Source organism: Streptomyces griseus, assembly GCF_900460065.1.
In the GTDB taxonomy this organism is placed as follows: Bacteria; Actinomycetota; Actinomycetes; order Streptomycetales; family Streptomycetaceae; genus Streptomyces; species Streptomyces griseus.
Genome location: NZ_UAVD01000019.1, coordinates 1 through 14,656 on the forward strand (window position 1 = coordinate 1; position 14,656 = coordinate 14,656).

At 72.3% G+C, this 14,656-nt stretch carries 17 protein-coding genes; 6 read left to right on the top strand and 11 right to left on the bottom strand.

The window, feature by feature from the left end:
* The first annotated feature begins 24 nt into the window (after nucleotides 1–24).
* Complete coding sequence (locus DTB53_RS08655; protein WP_012378875.1) at nucleotides 25–642, top strand: YceI family protein; 618 nt, start codon at nucleotides 25–27, stop codon at nucleotides 640–642.
* A gap of 97 nt (nucleotides 643–739) precedes the next feature.
* Here DTB53_RS08655 and DTB53_RS08660 read toward each other — a convergent pair whose 3' ends face one another.
* From DTB53_RS08660 to DTB53_RS08675, 4 genes are all read right to left on the bottom strand, one after another.
* On the bottom strand, nucleotides 740–1,771 hold the full coding sequence (locus tag DTB53_RS08660) for an iron-siderophore ABC transporter substrate-binding protein (protein WP_012378876.1): 1,032 nt from the start codon (nucleotides 1,769–1,771) through the stop codon (nucleotides 740–742).
* Nucleotides 1,772–1,849: 78 nt separating this feature from the next.
* On the bottom strand, nucleotides 1,850–2,701 hold the full coding sequence (locus tag DTB53_RS08665) for an ABC transporter ATP-binding protein (protein ID WP_042498289.1): 852 nt from the start codon (nucleotides 2,699–2,701) through the stop codon (nucleotides 1,850–1,852).
* A 19-nt stretch (nucleotides 2,702–2,720) separates the two neighbouring features.
* Nucleotides 2,721–3,809 carry a FecCD family ABC transporter permease gene (locus DTB53_RS08670; protein WP_012378878.1) on the bottom strand — a complete coding sequence of 363 codons (1,089 nt, stop codon included), beginning with the start codon at nucleotides 3,807–3,809 and terminating at the stop codon, nucleotides 2,721–2,723.
* Entirely contained in the window at nucleotides 3,806–4,873 is a 1,068-nt protein-coding gene (locus DTB53_RS08675; protein ID WP_003966026.1) for a FecCD family ABC transporter permease, read from the bottom strand. The genes DTB53_RS08670 and DTB53_RS08675 overlap by 4 nt, the downstream gene beginning before the upstream one ends.
* A 255-nt stretch (nucleotides 4,874–5,128) precedes the next feature.
* Here DTB53_RS08675 and DTB53_RS08680 point away from each other — a divergent pair, with 255 nt between their 5' ends.
* Complete coding sequence (locus DTB53_RS08680; RefSeq protein WP_012378879.1) at nucleotides 5,129–5,692, top strand: MSMEG_1061 family FMN-dependent PPOX-type flavoprotein; 564 nt, start codon at nucleotides 5,129–5,131, stop codon at nucleotides 5,690–5,692.
* 187 nt (nucleotides 5,693–5,879) lie between these two features.
* Nucleotides 5,880–6,428, top strand: coding sequence for a hypothetical protein (locus tag DTB53_RS08685; protein ID WP_012378880.1), 549 nt, complete (start codon nucleotides 5,880–5,882; stop codon nucleotides 6,426–6,428).
* A gap of 78 nt (nucleotides 6,429–6,506) precedes the next feature.
* Here the strand turns inward: DTB53_RS08685 and DTB53_RS08690 are convergent, their stop codons facing one another.
* Complete coding sequence (locus DTB53_RS08690) at nucleotides 6,507–7,121, bottom strand: GNAT family N-acetyltransferase (RefSeq protein WP_012378881.1); 615 nt, start codon at nucleotides 7,119–7,121, stop codon at nucleotides 6,507–6,509.
* A gap of 92 nt (nucleotides 7,122–7,213) precedes the next feature.
* On the opposite strand from DTB53_RS08690, the gene DTB53_RS08695 reads away from it, so the two are divergent.
* Complete coding sequence (locus tag DTB53_RS08695; protein ID WP_012378882.1) at nucleotides 7,214–7,687, top strand: NUDIX hydrolase; 474 nt, start codon at nucleotides 7,214–7,216, stop codon at nucleotides 7,685–7,687.
* 212 nt (nucleotides 7,688–7,899) lie between these two features.
* On the opposite strand, the gene DTB53_RS08700 is transcribed toward DTB53_RS08695, so the two are convergent.
* Both DTB53_RS08700 and DTB53_RS08705 read right to left on the bottom strand, forming a co-directional pair.
* Nucleotides 7,900–9,423, bottom strand: a complete 1,524-nt coding sequence (locus DTB53_RS08700; protein ID WP_012378883.1) for a catalase — start codon at nucleotides 9,421–9,423, stop codon at nucleotides 7,900–7,902.
* A gap of 152 nt (nucleotides 9,424–9,575) precedes the next feature.
* Nucleotides 9,576–9,842, bottom strand: a complete 267-nt coding sequence (locus DTB53_RS08705; RefSeq protein ID WP_003966032.1) for a GlsB/YeaQ/YmgE family stress response membrane protein — start codon at nucleotides 9,840–9,842, stop codon at nucleotides 9,576–9,578.
* 345 nt (nucleotides 9,843–10,187) lie between these two features.
* Between DTB53_RS08705 and DTB53_RS36830 the strand changes: the two genes are divergently transcribed.
* Complete coding sequence (locus tag DTB53_RS36830; protein WP_003966033.1) at nucleotides 10,188–10,358, top strand: hypothetical protein; 171 nt, start codon at nucleotides 10,188–10,190, stop codon at nucleotides 10,356–10,358.
* A gap of 21 nt (nucleotides 10,359–10,379) precedes the next feature.
* Here DTB53_RS36830 and DTB53_RS08710 read toward each other — a convergent pair whose 3' ends face one another.
* The 4 genes from DTB53_RS08710 to DTB53_RS08725 all read right to left on the bottom strand — a co-directional run bounded on the left by DTB53_RS08710 (nucleotide 10,380) and on the right by DTB53_RS08725 (nucleotide 13,906).
* A complete protein-coding gene (locus tag DTB53_RS08710) occupies nucleotides 10,380–11,363 on the bottom strand; it encodes an NAD(P)/FAD-dependent oxidoreductase (protein WP_012378885.1) in 984 nt (327 codons plus the stop codon).
* Nucleotides 11,364–11,621: 258 nt separating this feature from the next.
* A complete protein-coding gene (locus DTB53_RS08715; RefSeq protein ID WP_042496022.1) occupies nucleotides 11,622–11,864 on the bottom strand; it encodes a hypothetical protein in 243 nt (80 codons plus the stop codon).
* A 194-nt stretch (nucleotides 11,865–12,058) separates the two neighbouring features.
* On the bottom strand, nucleotides 12,059–12,931 hold the full coding sequence (locus DTB53_RS08720) for an AraC family transcriptional regulator (protein ID WP_012378887.1): 873 nt from the start codon (nucleotides 12,929–12,931) through the stop codon (nucleotides 12,059–12,061).
* A gap of 93 nt (nucleotides 12,932–13,024) precedes the next feature.
* Nucleotides 13,025–13,906, bottom strand: a complete 882-nt coding sequence (locus tag DTB53_RS08725) for an NAD(P)-dependent oxidoreductase (RefSeq protein WP_012378888.1) — start codon at nucleotides 13,904–13,906, stop codon at nucleotides 13,025–13,027.
* A 138-nt stretch (nucleotides 13,907–14,044) separates the two neighbouring features.
* Between DTB53_RS08725 and DTB53_RS08730 the strand changes: the two genes are divergently transcribed.
* A complete protein-coding gene (locus DTB53_RS08730; RefSeq protein ID WP_012378889.1) occupies nucleotides 14,045–14,632 on the top strand; it encodes a TetR/AcrR family transcriptional regulator in 588 nt (195 codons plus the stop codon).
* Nucleotides 14,633–14,656 lie beyond the last annotated feature (24 nt).

Here is a 14,656-nt window from a genome sequence, read left to right on the forward strand (position 1 = left end):
GCAGCGCATCCCCGAGGAGGAGCCATGGCTCTGTTCAACCGCAAGTCGACCGCCGCCCCCACCGTCACCGAGGCCCCCGCGGTGGACCCGGCGCTGGCCGCCCTGACCGGCACGTACACCCTGGACCCCGCGCACAGCAGCATCGGTTTCACCGTGCGCCACGCGATGGTCACGAACGTGCGCGGCTCCTTCGGTGAGCACGAGGGCACCCTGGTCGTCGACGGCACGGACCCGGCGAACTCCTCCGCCTCCATCGACGTGAGGATCGCCAGCGTGGACACCGGCATCGCCGACCGCGACGGCCACCTGGTCAGCGGCGACTTCTTCGACGCCGAGAAGTTCCCCCTCATGACGTTCCGCTCGACCAGGGCCGAGCAGCTGGGCGGCGAGGCGTACCGGATCACCGGCGACCTGACCATCAAGGACGTCACGCGCCCGCTCGCCATCGACCTGGAGTTCAACGGCTCCGCCACCGACGTCTACGGCAACGAGCGCGTCGGCTTCGAGGGCAGCGCGGACATCCTGCGCTCCGACTGGGGCCTGACCTGGAACGCGGCGCTGGAGACCGGCGGCGTCATGGTCAGCGACAAGGTGAAGCTGACCTTCGACATCTCCGCGATCAAGGCGGCCCCGGCGGCCTGACGCCCTCGGCGCCCCGACACGACGGGCCGCGCCGCCCGTACACAGCAGCGCCCCGCACCCGGTTCTCCCGGGGACGGGGCGCGCGGTGCGTCCGGGACTACTTCGCGACCTTCTCCGCGAAGATCGGGACGACCTTCTCCAGCGCGTACGAGACGGACAGGATGGAGTCCGTGGCGAACGCCTGGGAGATGTCCTTGTCGTCGAAGACGAGGGCGTTGCCCGCCTTCACCGACGGCACCGCCTTGTACAGCGGGTCGCCGCTGATGTCGGTGGCCGGGATGCCGATCGGGGTCATGACCGTCAGGTCGGCGTCGAGCAGGTCCAGGTTCTCCTTGGAGACGGACACCGAGAAGCCCTCGCCGGCCTGGGCCTCGGCCTTCGGGTTGTTCTCGAAGCCGAGCCGCTCGACGAAGTCGATGCGCCCGGTGCCGCCGACGTAGACGCCGAAGCCCTCGGAGGTGCGCGAGCCGATCGTGATGGTCTTGTCCTGGAACTCGGGGTGGGCCTTCGCGGCGGCCTCGAACTTCTTCTCCGTCTCCGCGATCAGCTTCTCGCCCTTCTCCGGCACCCCCATGGCGGCGGCGATCATCGTGGCCTGCTGCTCCCACGAGAGCTTGTACTGGTCGCCGCCCTTCGGCACGCCCACGGTCGGGGCGATCTTCTTCAGGGTGTCGTAACGGGTCTGGTCGCCGCTGGACTTGGTGTCCAGGATCAGGTCGGGCTGGAGGGAGGCGATCTTCTCGAACTCCGGCTCCATCGTGCCGATGAGCTCGGGCTTCTTGTCGTACATGCCCTTGGCCCACGGGCCGACGCCCTCGCCGCCGAACGGCAGCCAGTCGCTGGCCCCGACCGGCTGGCCGCCGAGCGCGAGCACGGTCTCGGCGTCGCCCCAGCCGAGCGCGACGATGCGCTTGGGCTGCTTGTCGACGGTGACCTCACCGAACTTCGTCGCCACCTTGGCGGGGAAGGCGCCCGAGGAGGCCCCTTCGGAGGCGGAGGCGGCGGAGCCGTCGGAACCACCGTCCGACGAACCGCAGGCCGAGAGGCCGACGAGCAGGGCGGCGACAGCGCCGGCCGCGAGGACGGGGGTGCGGCGGGGGCGCCGGGCACGGGAAGCGGAAGCGTTCATACCCTTTAGGTTAGCCTCACCTAATGACAACGGTGCCATCGGGCTGCCCCCGGGCACGACCGCCCGGGGTACCCCACCTCAGGCGGCCGGGTCCCTCACATGGTGGCGGCCCAGCGGCACGACCATCGGGGTGGCCGACGCCGGGTCCTCGATCACCGAGCAGCGCATCCCGAAGACCTCGCCGACCAGCTCCTCCGTCACGATGTCGACCGGCCGGCCCTCCGCGACGATCCGCCCCGCCTTCATGGCGATCATGTGGTCCGCGTACCGGCAGGCCAGGTTCAGGTCGTGCAGCACGGCCACCATGGTGACGCCCCGCTCCCGGTTGAGGTCGGTGAGCAGGTCCAGGACGTCCAGCTGGTGGCTGGCGTCCAGGAAGGTCGTCGGCTCGTCGAGCAGCAGGATGTCCGTGCGCTGGGCGAGGGCCATCGCGATCCACACCCGCTGCCGCTGGCCGCCGGACAGCTCGTCCACCGAACGGTCGGCGAGTTCGAGGACGTCGGTCGACAGCAGGGCCCGTGCGACGGCCTCGTCGTCCTCCGCGCTCCAGCGCCGGAACCAGCCCTGGTGCGGGTAGCGGCCACGTCCCACCAGGTCGGAGACGGTGATGCCCTCGGGGGCCGTCGGGCTCTGCGGCAGGATGCCGAGCACGGCGGCGACCTCCTTCGTCGGCATCTCCTGGATGGACCGGCCGTCCAGGAGCACCGCCCCGGCGGAGGGCGCCAGCAGCCGGGCCATCGCCCGGAGCAGCGTCGACTTCCCGCAGGCGTTGGGGCCCACGATGACGGTGATCCTCCCGGGCGGCACGGCCACGCTCAGTCCGGGGACGATCTCGCGTTCGCCGTAGCCGAGCCGGACGTCCCGGGCTTCCAGGGTGTGATCGGCCACGAGGGGGCCATGCCTTTCGTCGTCCTGTCGATACGTCGCCATGTCCTGGGACCTCTTCATCTCAGCCCCCGCTGCCGACGCGGTTGGCGCGGGCCAGGAGCAGGAGCAGATACGGGGCTCCGATGATGCTGGTGACCACGCCCACCGGCAGCTGCACGGAGGGCAGCGCGTGCTGCGCCGCGAAGTCGGCGACCAGGACCAGCAGGGCCCCGGTCAGGGCCGCCTGCGGCAGGGCCGCGCCCCGGCCCGGGACCAGGCGGCGGGCGATCGGGGCGGCGACGAACGCCACGAACCCGACGGGTCCGGCGGCGGCGGTCGCGACCCCGGCGAGCGCGGTGGCGCAGCCCAGCAGGGCGAGCCGCCCGCCCTCGACCTTCGCGCCGAGCCCGGCGGCGGCGTCGTCCCCGAGCTGGAGGGGGCGCAGCGCGTGGGCGGCGAGGACAGTGAGCGGGACGAGGACGCCGAGGGCGGTGAGCAGCGGCCACACCTGGCTCCAGGAACGGCCGTTGAGGCTGCCCGCGAGCCAGCGGAACGCCTCCTGCGCGTCGGTGGCCTCGGAGCGGGCCATCACGTACCAGACGATGCTGGACAGCCCCATGCCGACGCCGATGCCGACGAGGACCAGGCGCTGGCCGGCGATGCCCTGCCGCCAGGCGAGCAGATAGATGGCGGCTCCGGCGCCCAGGGAGCCGGTGAGGGCGCTCGCGGACAGGGCGAGTCCGCTGACCTGGAAGACCAGGGCTGCGGTGACGGCGACCGCGCTGGCCCCGGCGCTGATGCCGATGAGGTCGGGGCTGGCGAGGGGGTTGCGCAGCACGGTCTGGAAGACGGCTCCGGAGAGTCCGAACGCGACGCCGACGAGGATCGCCAGGAGGGCGCGGGGCAGCCGCAGTTCCAGCACGACGAACCGCGATCCGCCGTCGCCGCCGCCGAACAGGGTGGCGACGACCTTCCCGATCGGCATCACCATGTCGCCGACGGCGAGCGAGACGCCGAACACGACGGCCACGGCGGCCAGCAGGGCCGTGCCGACGGCCACGGAGCGCCGCAGGCTCCGGCCGCGTACGGCGGACACCTGGCGTACGGCGTCGGCGAGCCGCTCCCCGTCCGCGCGGGCGACGTCCCCGGCGACGGCGGTCTCCCGGCTCACAGTTCCACCAGCTTCCTGCGCCGGACCAGCCAGATGAACGGGATGCAGCCGATGGCGGCCGTGATCACACCGACCTGGACCTCTCCGGGGCGGGCGACGACGCGGCCGACGATGTCGGCGACGAGGAGCATGACGGGGGCCAGAACCATGCTGTACGGGAGCACCCAGCGGTAGTCGGGTCCGGTGATGAGGCGGGCGGCGTGCGGTACGGCGAGGCCGACGAAGCCGATGGGCCCGGCGACGACGGTGGCCGCGCCGCAGAGGATCACCACGGCGAGGGCGGACACCATCCGGATGGCCCCGACCCGCTGGCCGAGGCCGCGGGCCAGGTCGTCGCCGAGGGAGAGGGCGTTGAGCTGCGGCCCGAGGGCCAGGGCGAGGACGGTGCCGACGAGGATGAACGGCGAGACCTGCCACAGCACCTCGGCGGGCCGGGCGTTCAGCGCCCCGAGCTGCCAGAACCGGAACTGGTCGTAGCTCCCCCGGTCCTGGAGCAGGATCGCGCTGGTGACCGAGGTGAGGACGGCGGCGGTCGCGGCCCCCGCCAGGGCCAGCTTCACCGGGGTGGCGCCCTCCCGCCCGAGCGAGCCGACCCCGTAGACGAGGAGGGCGGCGAGCAGCGCGCCGAGGAAGCCGAACCAGATGAACTGGGTGGCGACCGTGAACCCGAGCAGGGTGATCGAGCACACCACGGCCACGGACGCGCCCGCGTTGATGCCGAGGAGCTGGGGGTCGGCGAGGGGGTTGCGGGCGACGCCCTGCATCACCGTGCCCGCGAGGCCGAGGGCGGCGCCTGCCAGCAGCCCGGCGACGGTGCGCGGGATGCGGACCTCCTGGACGATGAGCTGGCCCTTGACCGAGGTGTCCGGGTCGAGGACCCCGTCGACGACGTCCCGGAAGGGCACGTCGCCGGAGCCGACGGCGAGACTGGCGACCACGGTGAGGAAGAGTACGGCGAGGGCCCCGAGCAGGCCGAGGGCGAGGACGGGCCGGCTGCGCTTGCGCCGCGTCTCCTTGCCGCCGCCCGACGCCTTCTCCTTCGCCAGGAGGGCGGGGCCGCTCACGCCCGTGCCACCGGGGCGGCCGGAATGCGGTGGTGCACTGTTCGTTCCTCACGCTTGTTCGTCGGGCGCCGGGGGCTCCCCGGGCACGGGTGAGCCCCGGGCACGGGTCAGCGCCGGGGATTCCCCGGGCACGGGGGCGCCCTCGCCGGCCGGTCCACCCCGGACGGGGAACACAGGGGGGCCCAAAGTAAGGTCACCCTAACAGCGCCTGTTCGACCGCGCGCTGCCGCACCCCACGAGCTCCGGAGCACTTCCTTGTCGTACGCCGCCGACCCCGCCGCCCCCGTCATCGGCCCTCTGGCCGGGGCCGTGCCCCTGGGCTCGGCGGAAGAACTGCGTGAACTCCTGGGGACCCCGCATCCGATCGTCATCGACAAGGTCCACGACCGGCTCACCGACGACGACCTGGACCTGCTGGCCCGCTCGCCGCTCTGCACCATGGCGACGTCGGACGCGGCCGGCAACTGCGACGCCACCCCGCGCGGCGACGCCCCCGGCTTCACCCACGTCCTGGACCCGGGCACCATCGCCCTGCCCGACCGCCCGGGCAACCGCCGCGCGGACAGCTTCCACAACATCCTGGCGAACCCGCGCGTGGGCCTGCTCTACCTGATACCGGGCGCGATGGACGTCCTGCGCATCAACGGCCGGGCCCACATCGTCACGGACGCCCCGTTCTTCGACGCGATGACGCTGAAGGGCCAGCGCCCGAAACTGGCCCTGGTGGTCGAGATCGACGAGATCTTCCGCCACTGCCCGGCGTCGCTGAAGCGGTCGGGGGTGTGGGCGCCGGAGACGTGGGCGGGGGCGGCAGGCTGACGACAGGGCCTGAGGGCTGTCCCGCAATTCCCGGTGGATCAGCGCACGGCGTCAGACGCGGTGCGTCGCAAGGCCAAGACGCACCCGCGTACGGGAGGTATTCGGGTGCTTCGACAACGCGGCGAGGCGCCGTAGCTGTCGCCGTGCGCCCGCCGGGAATTGCGGGACAGCGCTTAAGATCCACGACATGATCAGCGATCCCGTGACCGAGCTGCGTCTTGCGGGCGCACCGACGGTGGAGCACATCGACTTCGAGGTCCTCGACGGATTCCGCTTCCCCGACGGCGGGGGGCTCCCGGATTCCTATCGGGCGTTCGTCCGCCACGCGGGATGGGGGCGCGCCTTCGGGCTGTGGCTGGTCTACCCACCGGTTCTGCCGGGGTACGCCGACGGACTGCACGGTCGGGGTGAGCGGCTCACGGAGCGTTTTCGCGCGAGCTACCGAGAGGGCGAGGCCGAGGGGTTCGACTGGATGACCGAGCCGGACGGCCACTGGTCCCTGGCGGCCACCCTGGAGGTCTTCGCGTGGAGCGAGAACGGCGACGCCCTGTTGTGGAACACCGCGTCACGCGACGCGAACGGGGAGTTGGCCGTCTGGGAGTCGCGCGGCGGCGGCTCGCTGCATCACCTCGGCGCGGGCCTCCGTCAGGCGCTGCCGCTGGTGCGCGCCCGCTCCGAGCACTCCTCCGGGCCCCGCCCGTTCGCCGTGGAACCCCTCCCCGCCGTCCGTCTCTGAACAGGCCGAAGCGCCGATCGTGGTCGATGCGGGCCCGACGCGGCGGGCGGGACTCTCGGATCCCGCCCGCCGCGTCGGCTAGCGCGCGGCCGGGGCGGGCTCGCGCCGCATCACCCACAGCGCCGGACCGCCGCCCGGCAGTGCCGCCTCGCCCAGCACCGTGAAGCCGAAGTGCTCGTAGAAGGGCAGGTTGTCCGGCTTGGAGGACTCCAGGTAGACCGGCAGGCCCGCCGCGTCGGCCTTGGCCAGCCCGGAGCGCAGCAGGGCCGACCCGTGCCCCTGGCCCCGGGCGGCCGGGTCCGCGCCGACGACCGCGAGGTACCAGTGCGGCTCCTTGGGGCCCTGCTCGGCGGCGGCCCCGACTGCCTCCCGGAACAGGGGCGCCCGGTCGCCCAGGATCTCCTCCAGCTCCGCGACGGTCTCCGCGTCGGGAACGGCCTTGTCCTGCCCCTCGGGCGCCACCCAGAACGCGGCCGCCGACCCGGTGCGCTCGCACACCCCGTGAAGGCCGTACTGCCGGGTGAAGATCGTGGTGAAGTAGCGGACCAGATCGGGCTCGCGTGAGGCGCCTCCGGGGAAGAACCACCCCATCATCGGGTCGTCGGCGAAGGCGCGGGCCAGGGTGCGGCTGATCGACGGAGCGTCGTCGAGCGTGGCCGTCCGGGGCGTGTTCGTTGTCGACATACGGGTCATTCTGCACCCCGATGATCTTGAGCGGGGAGGGGGGTGCCGAGAGCGACGGGCCCGTCGCATGCCGGTGAGCGCGCCGGGGATAGCCTCCCCGGATGGATCGGCGACTGGCCGCGTACGCGGTGTGCATCGAGGACGGGCGGGTGCTGCTCGCGCTCGCCGTGGGCCCGGGCGGCGAGCGGACGTGGACCCTGCCGGGCGGCGGGGTCGAACACGCGGAGGATCCGTACGACGCGGTGATCCGGGAAGTAGCCGAGGAGACCGGCCTGGAGGCCGTGGTCGAGCGTCTGCTCGGCGTGGACTCGCGGGTGGTTCCGGCGGGTGAGCGCCGCCGGCCCGGAGCCCCCGAGCTCCAGAACATCGGCGTGTTCTACCGCGTCCGCGTCACCGGTGGCCGGCTGTGGCCCGAGCCGAACGGCGACACCGCCGCGTCGGTGTGGACCCCGCCGGCCGAGGTGGCCGGTCTGCGCCGGTCGTCGCTGGTGGACGTCGGGCTCGCCCTGGCCCGGACCCTTCCGCCCTCCGGGCACGTCGCCCCGGTCCCGGTCGGCGGCCTGATCGAGCACTGAGCGGACCCGCGCGACGGGCCGGGGCCGGCGGTGGCAGCCGTCGTGGTCTCCCGCCCGACCGGGACCGGGGCGACGGGCGCGCGCCCGAGCAGGAACAGCGGAACGGGCGAGCCGGGCGCGGCGCCCTCCCGCCCGGTCCACGGGCAGGGACGGAAACGGCAGGGCCCCCGCCCGTCGGGGCGGGGGCCCTGCCGTTCGGCGCCGGATCCGTCTCAGGCCTTGTGCTGCATCGACGACCGCGCCGGGTTGCCCTGCTCCGCCGCCTTCGGGTCCTTCTCGCCCGCCTTCGCGCGGACGCCCTGCTCGACGCGCTTGCCGAGGGTGGCGTCCACGTTCGTCCAGTACTGGAACGCCCGCTTCAGCACCGGCTCGGTCACCCCGTTCAGCAGGTGGCCGACGATGTTGTCCACCAGCCGGTCCCGCGCCGCGTCGTCCAGGACGTCGCGGACCATCGTGCCCGCCTGGCCCCAGTCGTCGTCCTCGGCGTGGTCCACGTAGGCGGCCCGGGTGATGTCGCCGTCGGCGTACCAGCTCGGCGGGGTGCCGTAGCGCTCGGTGTCGGCCGCCGGGCCGCCCTTGGAGTTCGGGGCGTAGACGGGGTCGCTGGTCTTCCGGTACGCCATCGCCCCGTCCTTGGAGTACGTGTGCACCGGGACGACGGGGGCGTTGACGGGAAGCTGCTGGTAGTTGCCGCCGATGCGGTAGCGGTGCGAGTCCGCGTAGCTGAACAGCCGGGCCAGCAGCATGCGGTCCGGGCTCGGGCCGATGCCCGGGACCAGGTTGTTCGGCTGGAAGGCCGCCTGCTCGATCTCGGCGTGGTTGTCCGTGGGGTTGCGGTCCAGCGTCATCCTGCCGACCTCGATCAGCGGGTAGTCGCCGTGCGGCCACACCTTGGTGAGGTCGAACGGGTTGAACCGGTAGTCCTTCGCGTCCTCGTACGGCATGACCTGGACCTTCAGCGTCCAGCTGGGGAAATCGCCGTCGCGGATGTGCTCGAAGAGGTCACGCGTGTGGTAGTCGGTGTCCGCGGCGGCCATCTGGTCGGCCTCGTGCTGCGTGAACGTCTCGACGCCCTGGTCGGTCTTGAAGTGGTACTTCACCCAGAACCGCTTGCCCTCGGCGTTGATCCACATGTAGGTGTGCGAGGTGTAGCCGTTCATGTGGCGCCAGGTCCGCGGGATGCCCCGGTCGCCCATCAGCCAGGTGACCTGGTGGGCCGACTCGGGCGAGAGGGTCCAGAAGTCCCACTGCATGTCGTGGTCGCGGAGGTTGTTGTCCGCGCGGCGCTTCTGCGACCGGATGAAGTGCTGGAACTTCATCGGGTCCTTCACGAAGAACACGGGGGTGTTGTTGCCCACCATGTCGTAGTTGCCTTCGCTGGTGTAGAACTTCACCGCGAAGCCGCGGGGGTCACGCCAGGTGTCCGGGCTGCCCCGCTCCCCGGCCACGGTGGAGAACCTGATGACCAGGTCGGTCGTCGTGCCGGGCTGGAAGAGAGCCGCCTTCGTGTACGCGGAGACGTCCGCGGTCACCTCGAACTTCCCGAAGGCGCCGCTCCCCTTGGCGTGCGGCTGCCGTTCGGGGATGCGTTCGCGGTTGAACTGGGCCATCTGCTCGATCAGGTACGAGTCCTGGAGCAGGATCGGCCCGCCCGCGCCAACGGTGAGCGAATGCTCGTCGCTCTCCACCGGGGCGCCGGAGTCGGAGGTGGTCGGCTTGCGAGAGGTGTCGGTCATGTCGTCGTTCCCTCTTGTCCTCTTGTTTGTCTTCCGCGGACGTGTCGGCGATGGTTCCCCGTACGGCTGCCCTACTGACCCTCTGCCAATGTAGGCAGACACGGACGAATCGACTCGTCGAGGAATCGCTCCCGCCGGCACTCGGCGCAGCGTCAGCGCGACCGCTGTCCGGTGACCAGCCGGTAGACGAGCAGGACGATCACCGAACCGACCACGGCGGCGACCCACGTCGAGAGGCTGAAGAATCCGTCGATCGAGTCGACGCCGAAGATCACCTTGCCGAGCCAGCCGCCGAGCAGCCCGCCCACGATGCCGATGACGATCGTGACGAGGCAGCCCCCGGGGTCCTTGCCCGGCGTCAGCGCCTTGGCGATGAGCCCCGCGAACAGGCCGATGAGGATCCAGGCGATGATGCCCACGGAAAACTCCCTTGATGGTGCCGAGGCCCGGCCACCCTCGTGGTGCCGGGACCCTCCGCGTATCCCCTCAAACGGAACTCACACATCCCTCCGGCCTCGCCCCTCACCCGGGAGCTCCGTCATTGACCTGCCTGCGTTACGCCGGACGGGCGGGGGCGTGGACCGGCACGGGCAGCCGCCCGCATCCGGGGCGGGCCGAGCCGGCTGAGTACGTTCGCCCCCCGGCCTGAGTACGGCGCCGCGCCCCGCGGGCCGTCCGACCGTGCGAGGCTGCACCCCACGGAGCCGGGGGGCTCCGATCACCCGGTCTCGGGTGACGCCGACGGGGTGGGACGGGGACGGGCCATGGATCTGTTCGATGGGGAGCTGGGCGGGCGTGACGAGCCCGCGGCGGGACCCGGGGGCAGCTGCTCCTGGGTCACCGCCGTGATCCTCGGCATCCTGGTGGTGCTGGCGGTGCTGGTGCATACGTTCTTCGGATGGGCCCGCGACCTCCTCGGGGCCCTGATCTCGTGACGTCTCGTGGCGGCGCCCCGCTCAGCCGCGCCGCCGCGCCTCCACCGCGTTCCGGGTGTCCTCGGCGATCAGGTCGCCGTTGACCGCGCCCGCCGCCATGAGGCCCGCCGCGGCGGCACCGATGACCTGCTCGGTGAGGCGGGTGACGTTGCCCGCCGCCCAGACTCCGGGGACCTCGGTCGCGCCGGTCGGGTCGGTCGGGACGTAGGTGCCGATCACCTCGCCGCCCATCTCCTGCGCGACCGGGACCAGGCCCAGCGACTCCAGCACGGCCGAACGCGCGACGAAGCGCGCCTGGACCACCAGCGCCTCGCGGGGGATCACCCGGCCACCGGCCAGCCGTACGCCGGTGAACCGGTCGTCCGCGACCTCCAGGCCCGTCACCTCGCCGTCCACCACGGCCACGCCCCGGGCGGCGAGCTGCTCGTACTCCTCGTCCGAGGGCTCCGGGCCCGTGTGGCGGAAGAGGGTGACGTCCTCGCTCCACTGCCGCCACATCAGCGCCTGGTGCACGGCGAGGGGGCCGGTGGCGAGTACGCCGATCGGGCGGTCCGCCACCTCGCGGCCGTGGCAGTACGGGCAGTGCAGCACCTCGCGCCCCCAGCGCTCCGCCAGACCCGGCACGGGCGGCAGCTCGTCGACGAGCCCCGTCGTCACCAGCAGCCTGCGCGCCTCGACGCTCCGGCCGTCCTCCGTCTCCACCCGGAAGCCCTGCTCCCCCGGCAGCCGCTCGGCCGAGGCCACCCGGCCCGCGACGATCTCCGCCCCGTACCCGGCGGCCTCGCCCCGGCCGATCGCCAGCAGCTCGCCGGGCGGGGTCGACTCGCGCCCCAGGTAGTTGTGGATGTGGGACGCGGGCGCGTTGCGGGGCTCGCCCGCGTCGATCACCAGGACCGAGCGCCGGGCCCGCGCCAGGGTCAGCGCCCCGCTCAGACCGGCGGCCCCGCCGCCCACGATGACCACGTCGTACCGCCGCTGCTTCATCTCGTCACTCCTGCTCTCCATACGGACCACCTCCGGTTGTGGAGATGGTGCGCGCGGCAGGGCCGAAACGACAAACATCCTTGCCGGAACAGCAAGTCAGGAGAGAGCGGACTCGCACCACACGATCTTGCCGGGGTTCCGCTCCTCCCTGCGCTCACGGCAGCAGAGGGCGGCGCGGCCGTCCGAGCCGCACCCGCACCCGTCCACGACGGGAACCGCCCCGCCCCCGACCGCGGATGCGGCCGGAAGCGGGGCGGTTCCCGTCCGTGCGCGGCGGGATCAGTAGCGCACCCACAGCTCGTACACGCCCGGCTTGCCCGCGAACGGGTTACAGATGAAGACGCGGCTCCAGAGAGCGTTGTCGGCGCCGGCGTTCCCGACCGCCTGGCACTCCGCCAGGCTGGCGTGATGGCTGCGGAGGTAGAAGCCGGGGCCCGTCGCGGAAGCGGTCGAGGCGGTGCCGAGCAGCATCGCGCCGGCGGTCGCCACGGTCACCGCGAGAGCGGCAATACGTCTGTGCATGTCGGTAACTCCTATTTCAGTCAACGCACATGACTGTGCATCAGTGAATGGACAGAGCCGAACCGATCAGCGCGCGCCGCCAGGAGAAAGCTAGCGAGCGGAGCACGCCCGCACAATAGGTCTGGACCATTAAGGCATCGCATATGCCCCATGGCCGTAAACCTCTGTCGTGCCGCATATTTCGTTCCGGCGGCTCACGTGCCGGGCGAGCGCTCCACGGGGATCCACAGCTCGGCCTCCGCCCGCTTCCCCTCCTCCGTCAGCCGCACCCGCAGGATCTCCGGGCCGGGCCGCGAGACGTACGGGTTCGACGGGAACCACTGGGTGAAGACGTCCCGCCAGAGGTACTGGAGGGCCCCCGGGAACTCGCCCTCGTTCTCGAAGACCGCCCAGCTCCCCGCCGGTACGGAGAGGGAGTCCAGGTCCTCCGGGGGCTCCGCGCCGCTGACGACCCCGTGGTAGTAGTCGAGTTCGGTGCCCTCCGCGCGGCTCGGGTCGAGCTGGTCGCTCACCCCGACGAGGCCCGCGGGATCCTGGTCGGAGAGGGCCGCGATACGGTCCAGCTCCTCCCGGCCGATCCCTCGGATGAACTCCGCGATGGCCGGATTCGGCCCCTCGTGCACGAGCGGGACGCGGGCCCTCCTGCCCACCACCCGGAACGCGTCCTTCTCCACAAGCCGGTACTGCATGGCCGTACTCCCTTCGACGACGAGTCGGAAGGTCAGCCGTTGCTGGGACCGCAGAACCGCACCGCTCCGCCGGGCCTCGCCGGGGCCGATGCCGTGCACGGCCCGGAAGGCGCGGGCGAAGCCCTCCCCCGTGTCGTACCCGTACCGCACCGCCACGTCCAGCAGCGTCCGGTCGGGGGCGCCGAGCACCTCGGCCCCCGCGACCGTCATGCGGCGGCGGCGGACGTAGTCCGACAGCGGGAGTCCCGCGAGCGCGGAGAACATCCGGCGGAAGTGGTACTCCGACGTCATCGCGATCCGGGCGAGCTCCGCCGCCTCGACGCGCTCACCGAGGTGTGCCTCGATGTGCTCCATCGCCTCGTTCAGCCGTTCCAGCAACTCCTGACTCCTTCCCTTGCCCGTTCACCGTAGGAAGCGGCCATCCTGCCGGACCCGACCGGCCGTGCCCGGATCGGTCGGTGCGGCGAAGCGCTACGCCCCGGGCTTCGCCATCAGCTCCACCAGGGCCGAGAAGCTGTCCGCGCCGCGCCCCGCCTCCACTCCCCGGCGGAACAGGTCGACGACGGCGGCCGGGAGGGCGGTGTCGACGCCCGAGTCGGCGTTGGTCCGCAGGACGTGCTCGACGCTCGCCATCCCCATGGCCAGGCGGTCCACGTCGCCGGTGTGCACCCCGGAGTCGATGCGGTCGGCGTAGAAGGCGAAGAACCGCGTGAGGGAGTTCGCCGTGTCGTCGGCCTGCGCCAGGAAGTCGGCCGCCGTCAGGCCGTTCGCGCGGGCCAGCGCGACGGCCTGCCAGTAGCCCAGCATGGCGGTCCAGAACATGCCCACGCCGAGCTGGTAGAGCAGCGCGGCATGTCCCGGGTCCTCGCCCTGGTGCTCGGCCCGGCCGGTCAGCACGTCGAGCACCGCCCGGTGCCGGTCGAACACCTCGCGCGGCCCGCTGTAGAAGGTCAACGACTCGGGCTGCCCGATGCCGGACGGAGGCACGTTGACGCCACCGGTGAGCTGTACGGCCCCGTGGTCGGCCGCCCAGCGCGCTCCGGCGCGGGCCTCCTCGGGCGTGGCGGAGGTGAGGTTGAGCAGGACCCGGCCGTCCAGGGCGTGCGTGGCGGGCTCCAGCACGGCGTCGACCGCCGCGTAATCCGTGAGGCTGATGATGACCACCTCGTTCGCCACGACGGCCTCGGCCGGGCTCTGCGCGAGCGTCGCCCCCCGCGCCACCAGGCCGTCGGCACGGGAGGCGGTGCGGTTCCAGACGGTGACCGCGTATCCGCGATCGAGCAGGACCTCGGCCATCGCGTGGCCCATGGGGCCCAGCCCGATGACGGTGACGGCGTTCCGCGCGCTGTTCATTGCCTGCCTCCAACAGGTCGGCCGGGCGGGAGGTCAGCACCGCCGCCCGACTAAAACGATCGCTCTATTCAGAGCACGACCAGAACGTAGCACAGCTCTAGAACGAACGCTCTACCCAATGCCCGCTACAGTGACGGCATGGAGACCAGCACCCGGGACCGGATCGTCGTGGCGACCGCGCGCCTCATCCAGCGGCAGGGCTACGTCGGCACCGGCATCAAGCAGATCGCGGCGGAGTCGCAGGCCACACTGGGATCGATCTACCACTTCTTCCCGGGCGGCAAGGAGGCCGTGGCGGTCGCCGCGATCCGGTACAGCGCGCGGGAGTTCACAGCGCTGCTGGAGGACGCCCTCGACGGCGAGGCCGACCCGGCGGAGGCGGTGCTCGCCTGCACCCGCCGGTTGGCCGCCGAACTCAGGGAGTCGGGCTGGGTCGACGGCTGCCCGGTGACGGCGGCGGCCCTGGAGACGCTCGGGACCGCCTCGGAGCTCCAGCAGGTCTGCGCCGACGCGCTGAACGGCTGGGAGCGGCTCGTCCGCGACAAGTTGCTCGGCTGCGGATTCCCGGCGGAGGCCGCCCACGAGCTGGCGACCACCGTCATCAGCGCCTTGGAGGGCGCCGAGGTCACCGCCCAGGTCAACCGGAGCGAGGAGCCCCTCCTCGCGGCGGGCCGGCAGCTGGCCCGCCTCGTGCGGTCGTACGGGGTCGGTACGCCGGGGCGCTGAGGCCCGACCAGGAGGCCGGGGTGC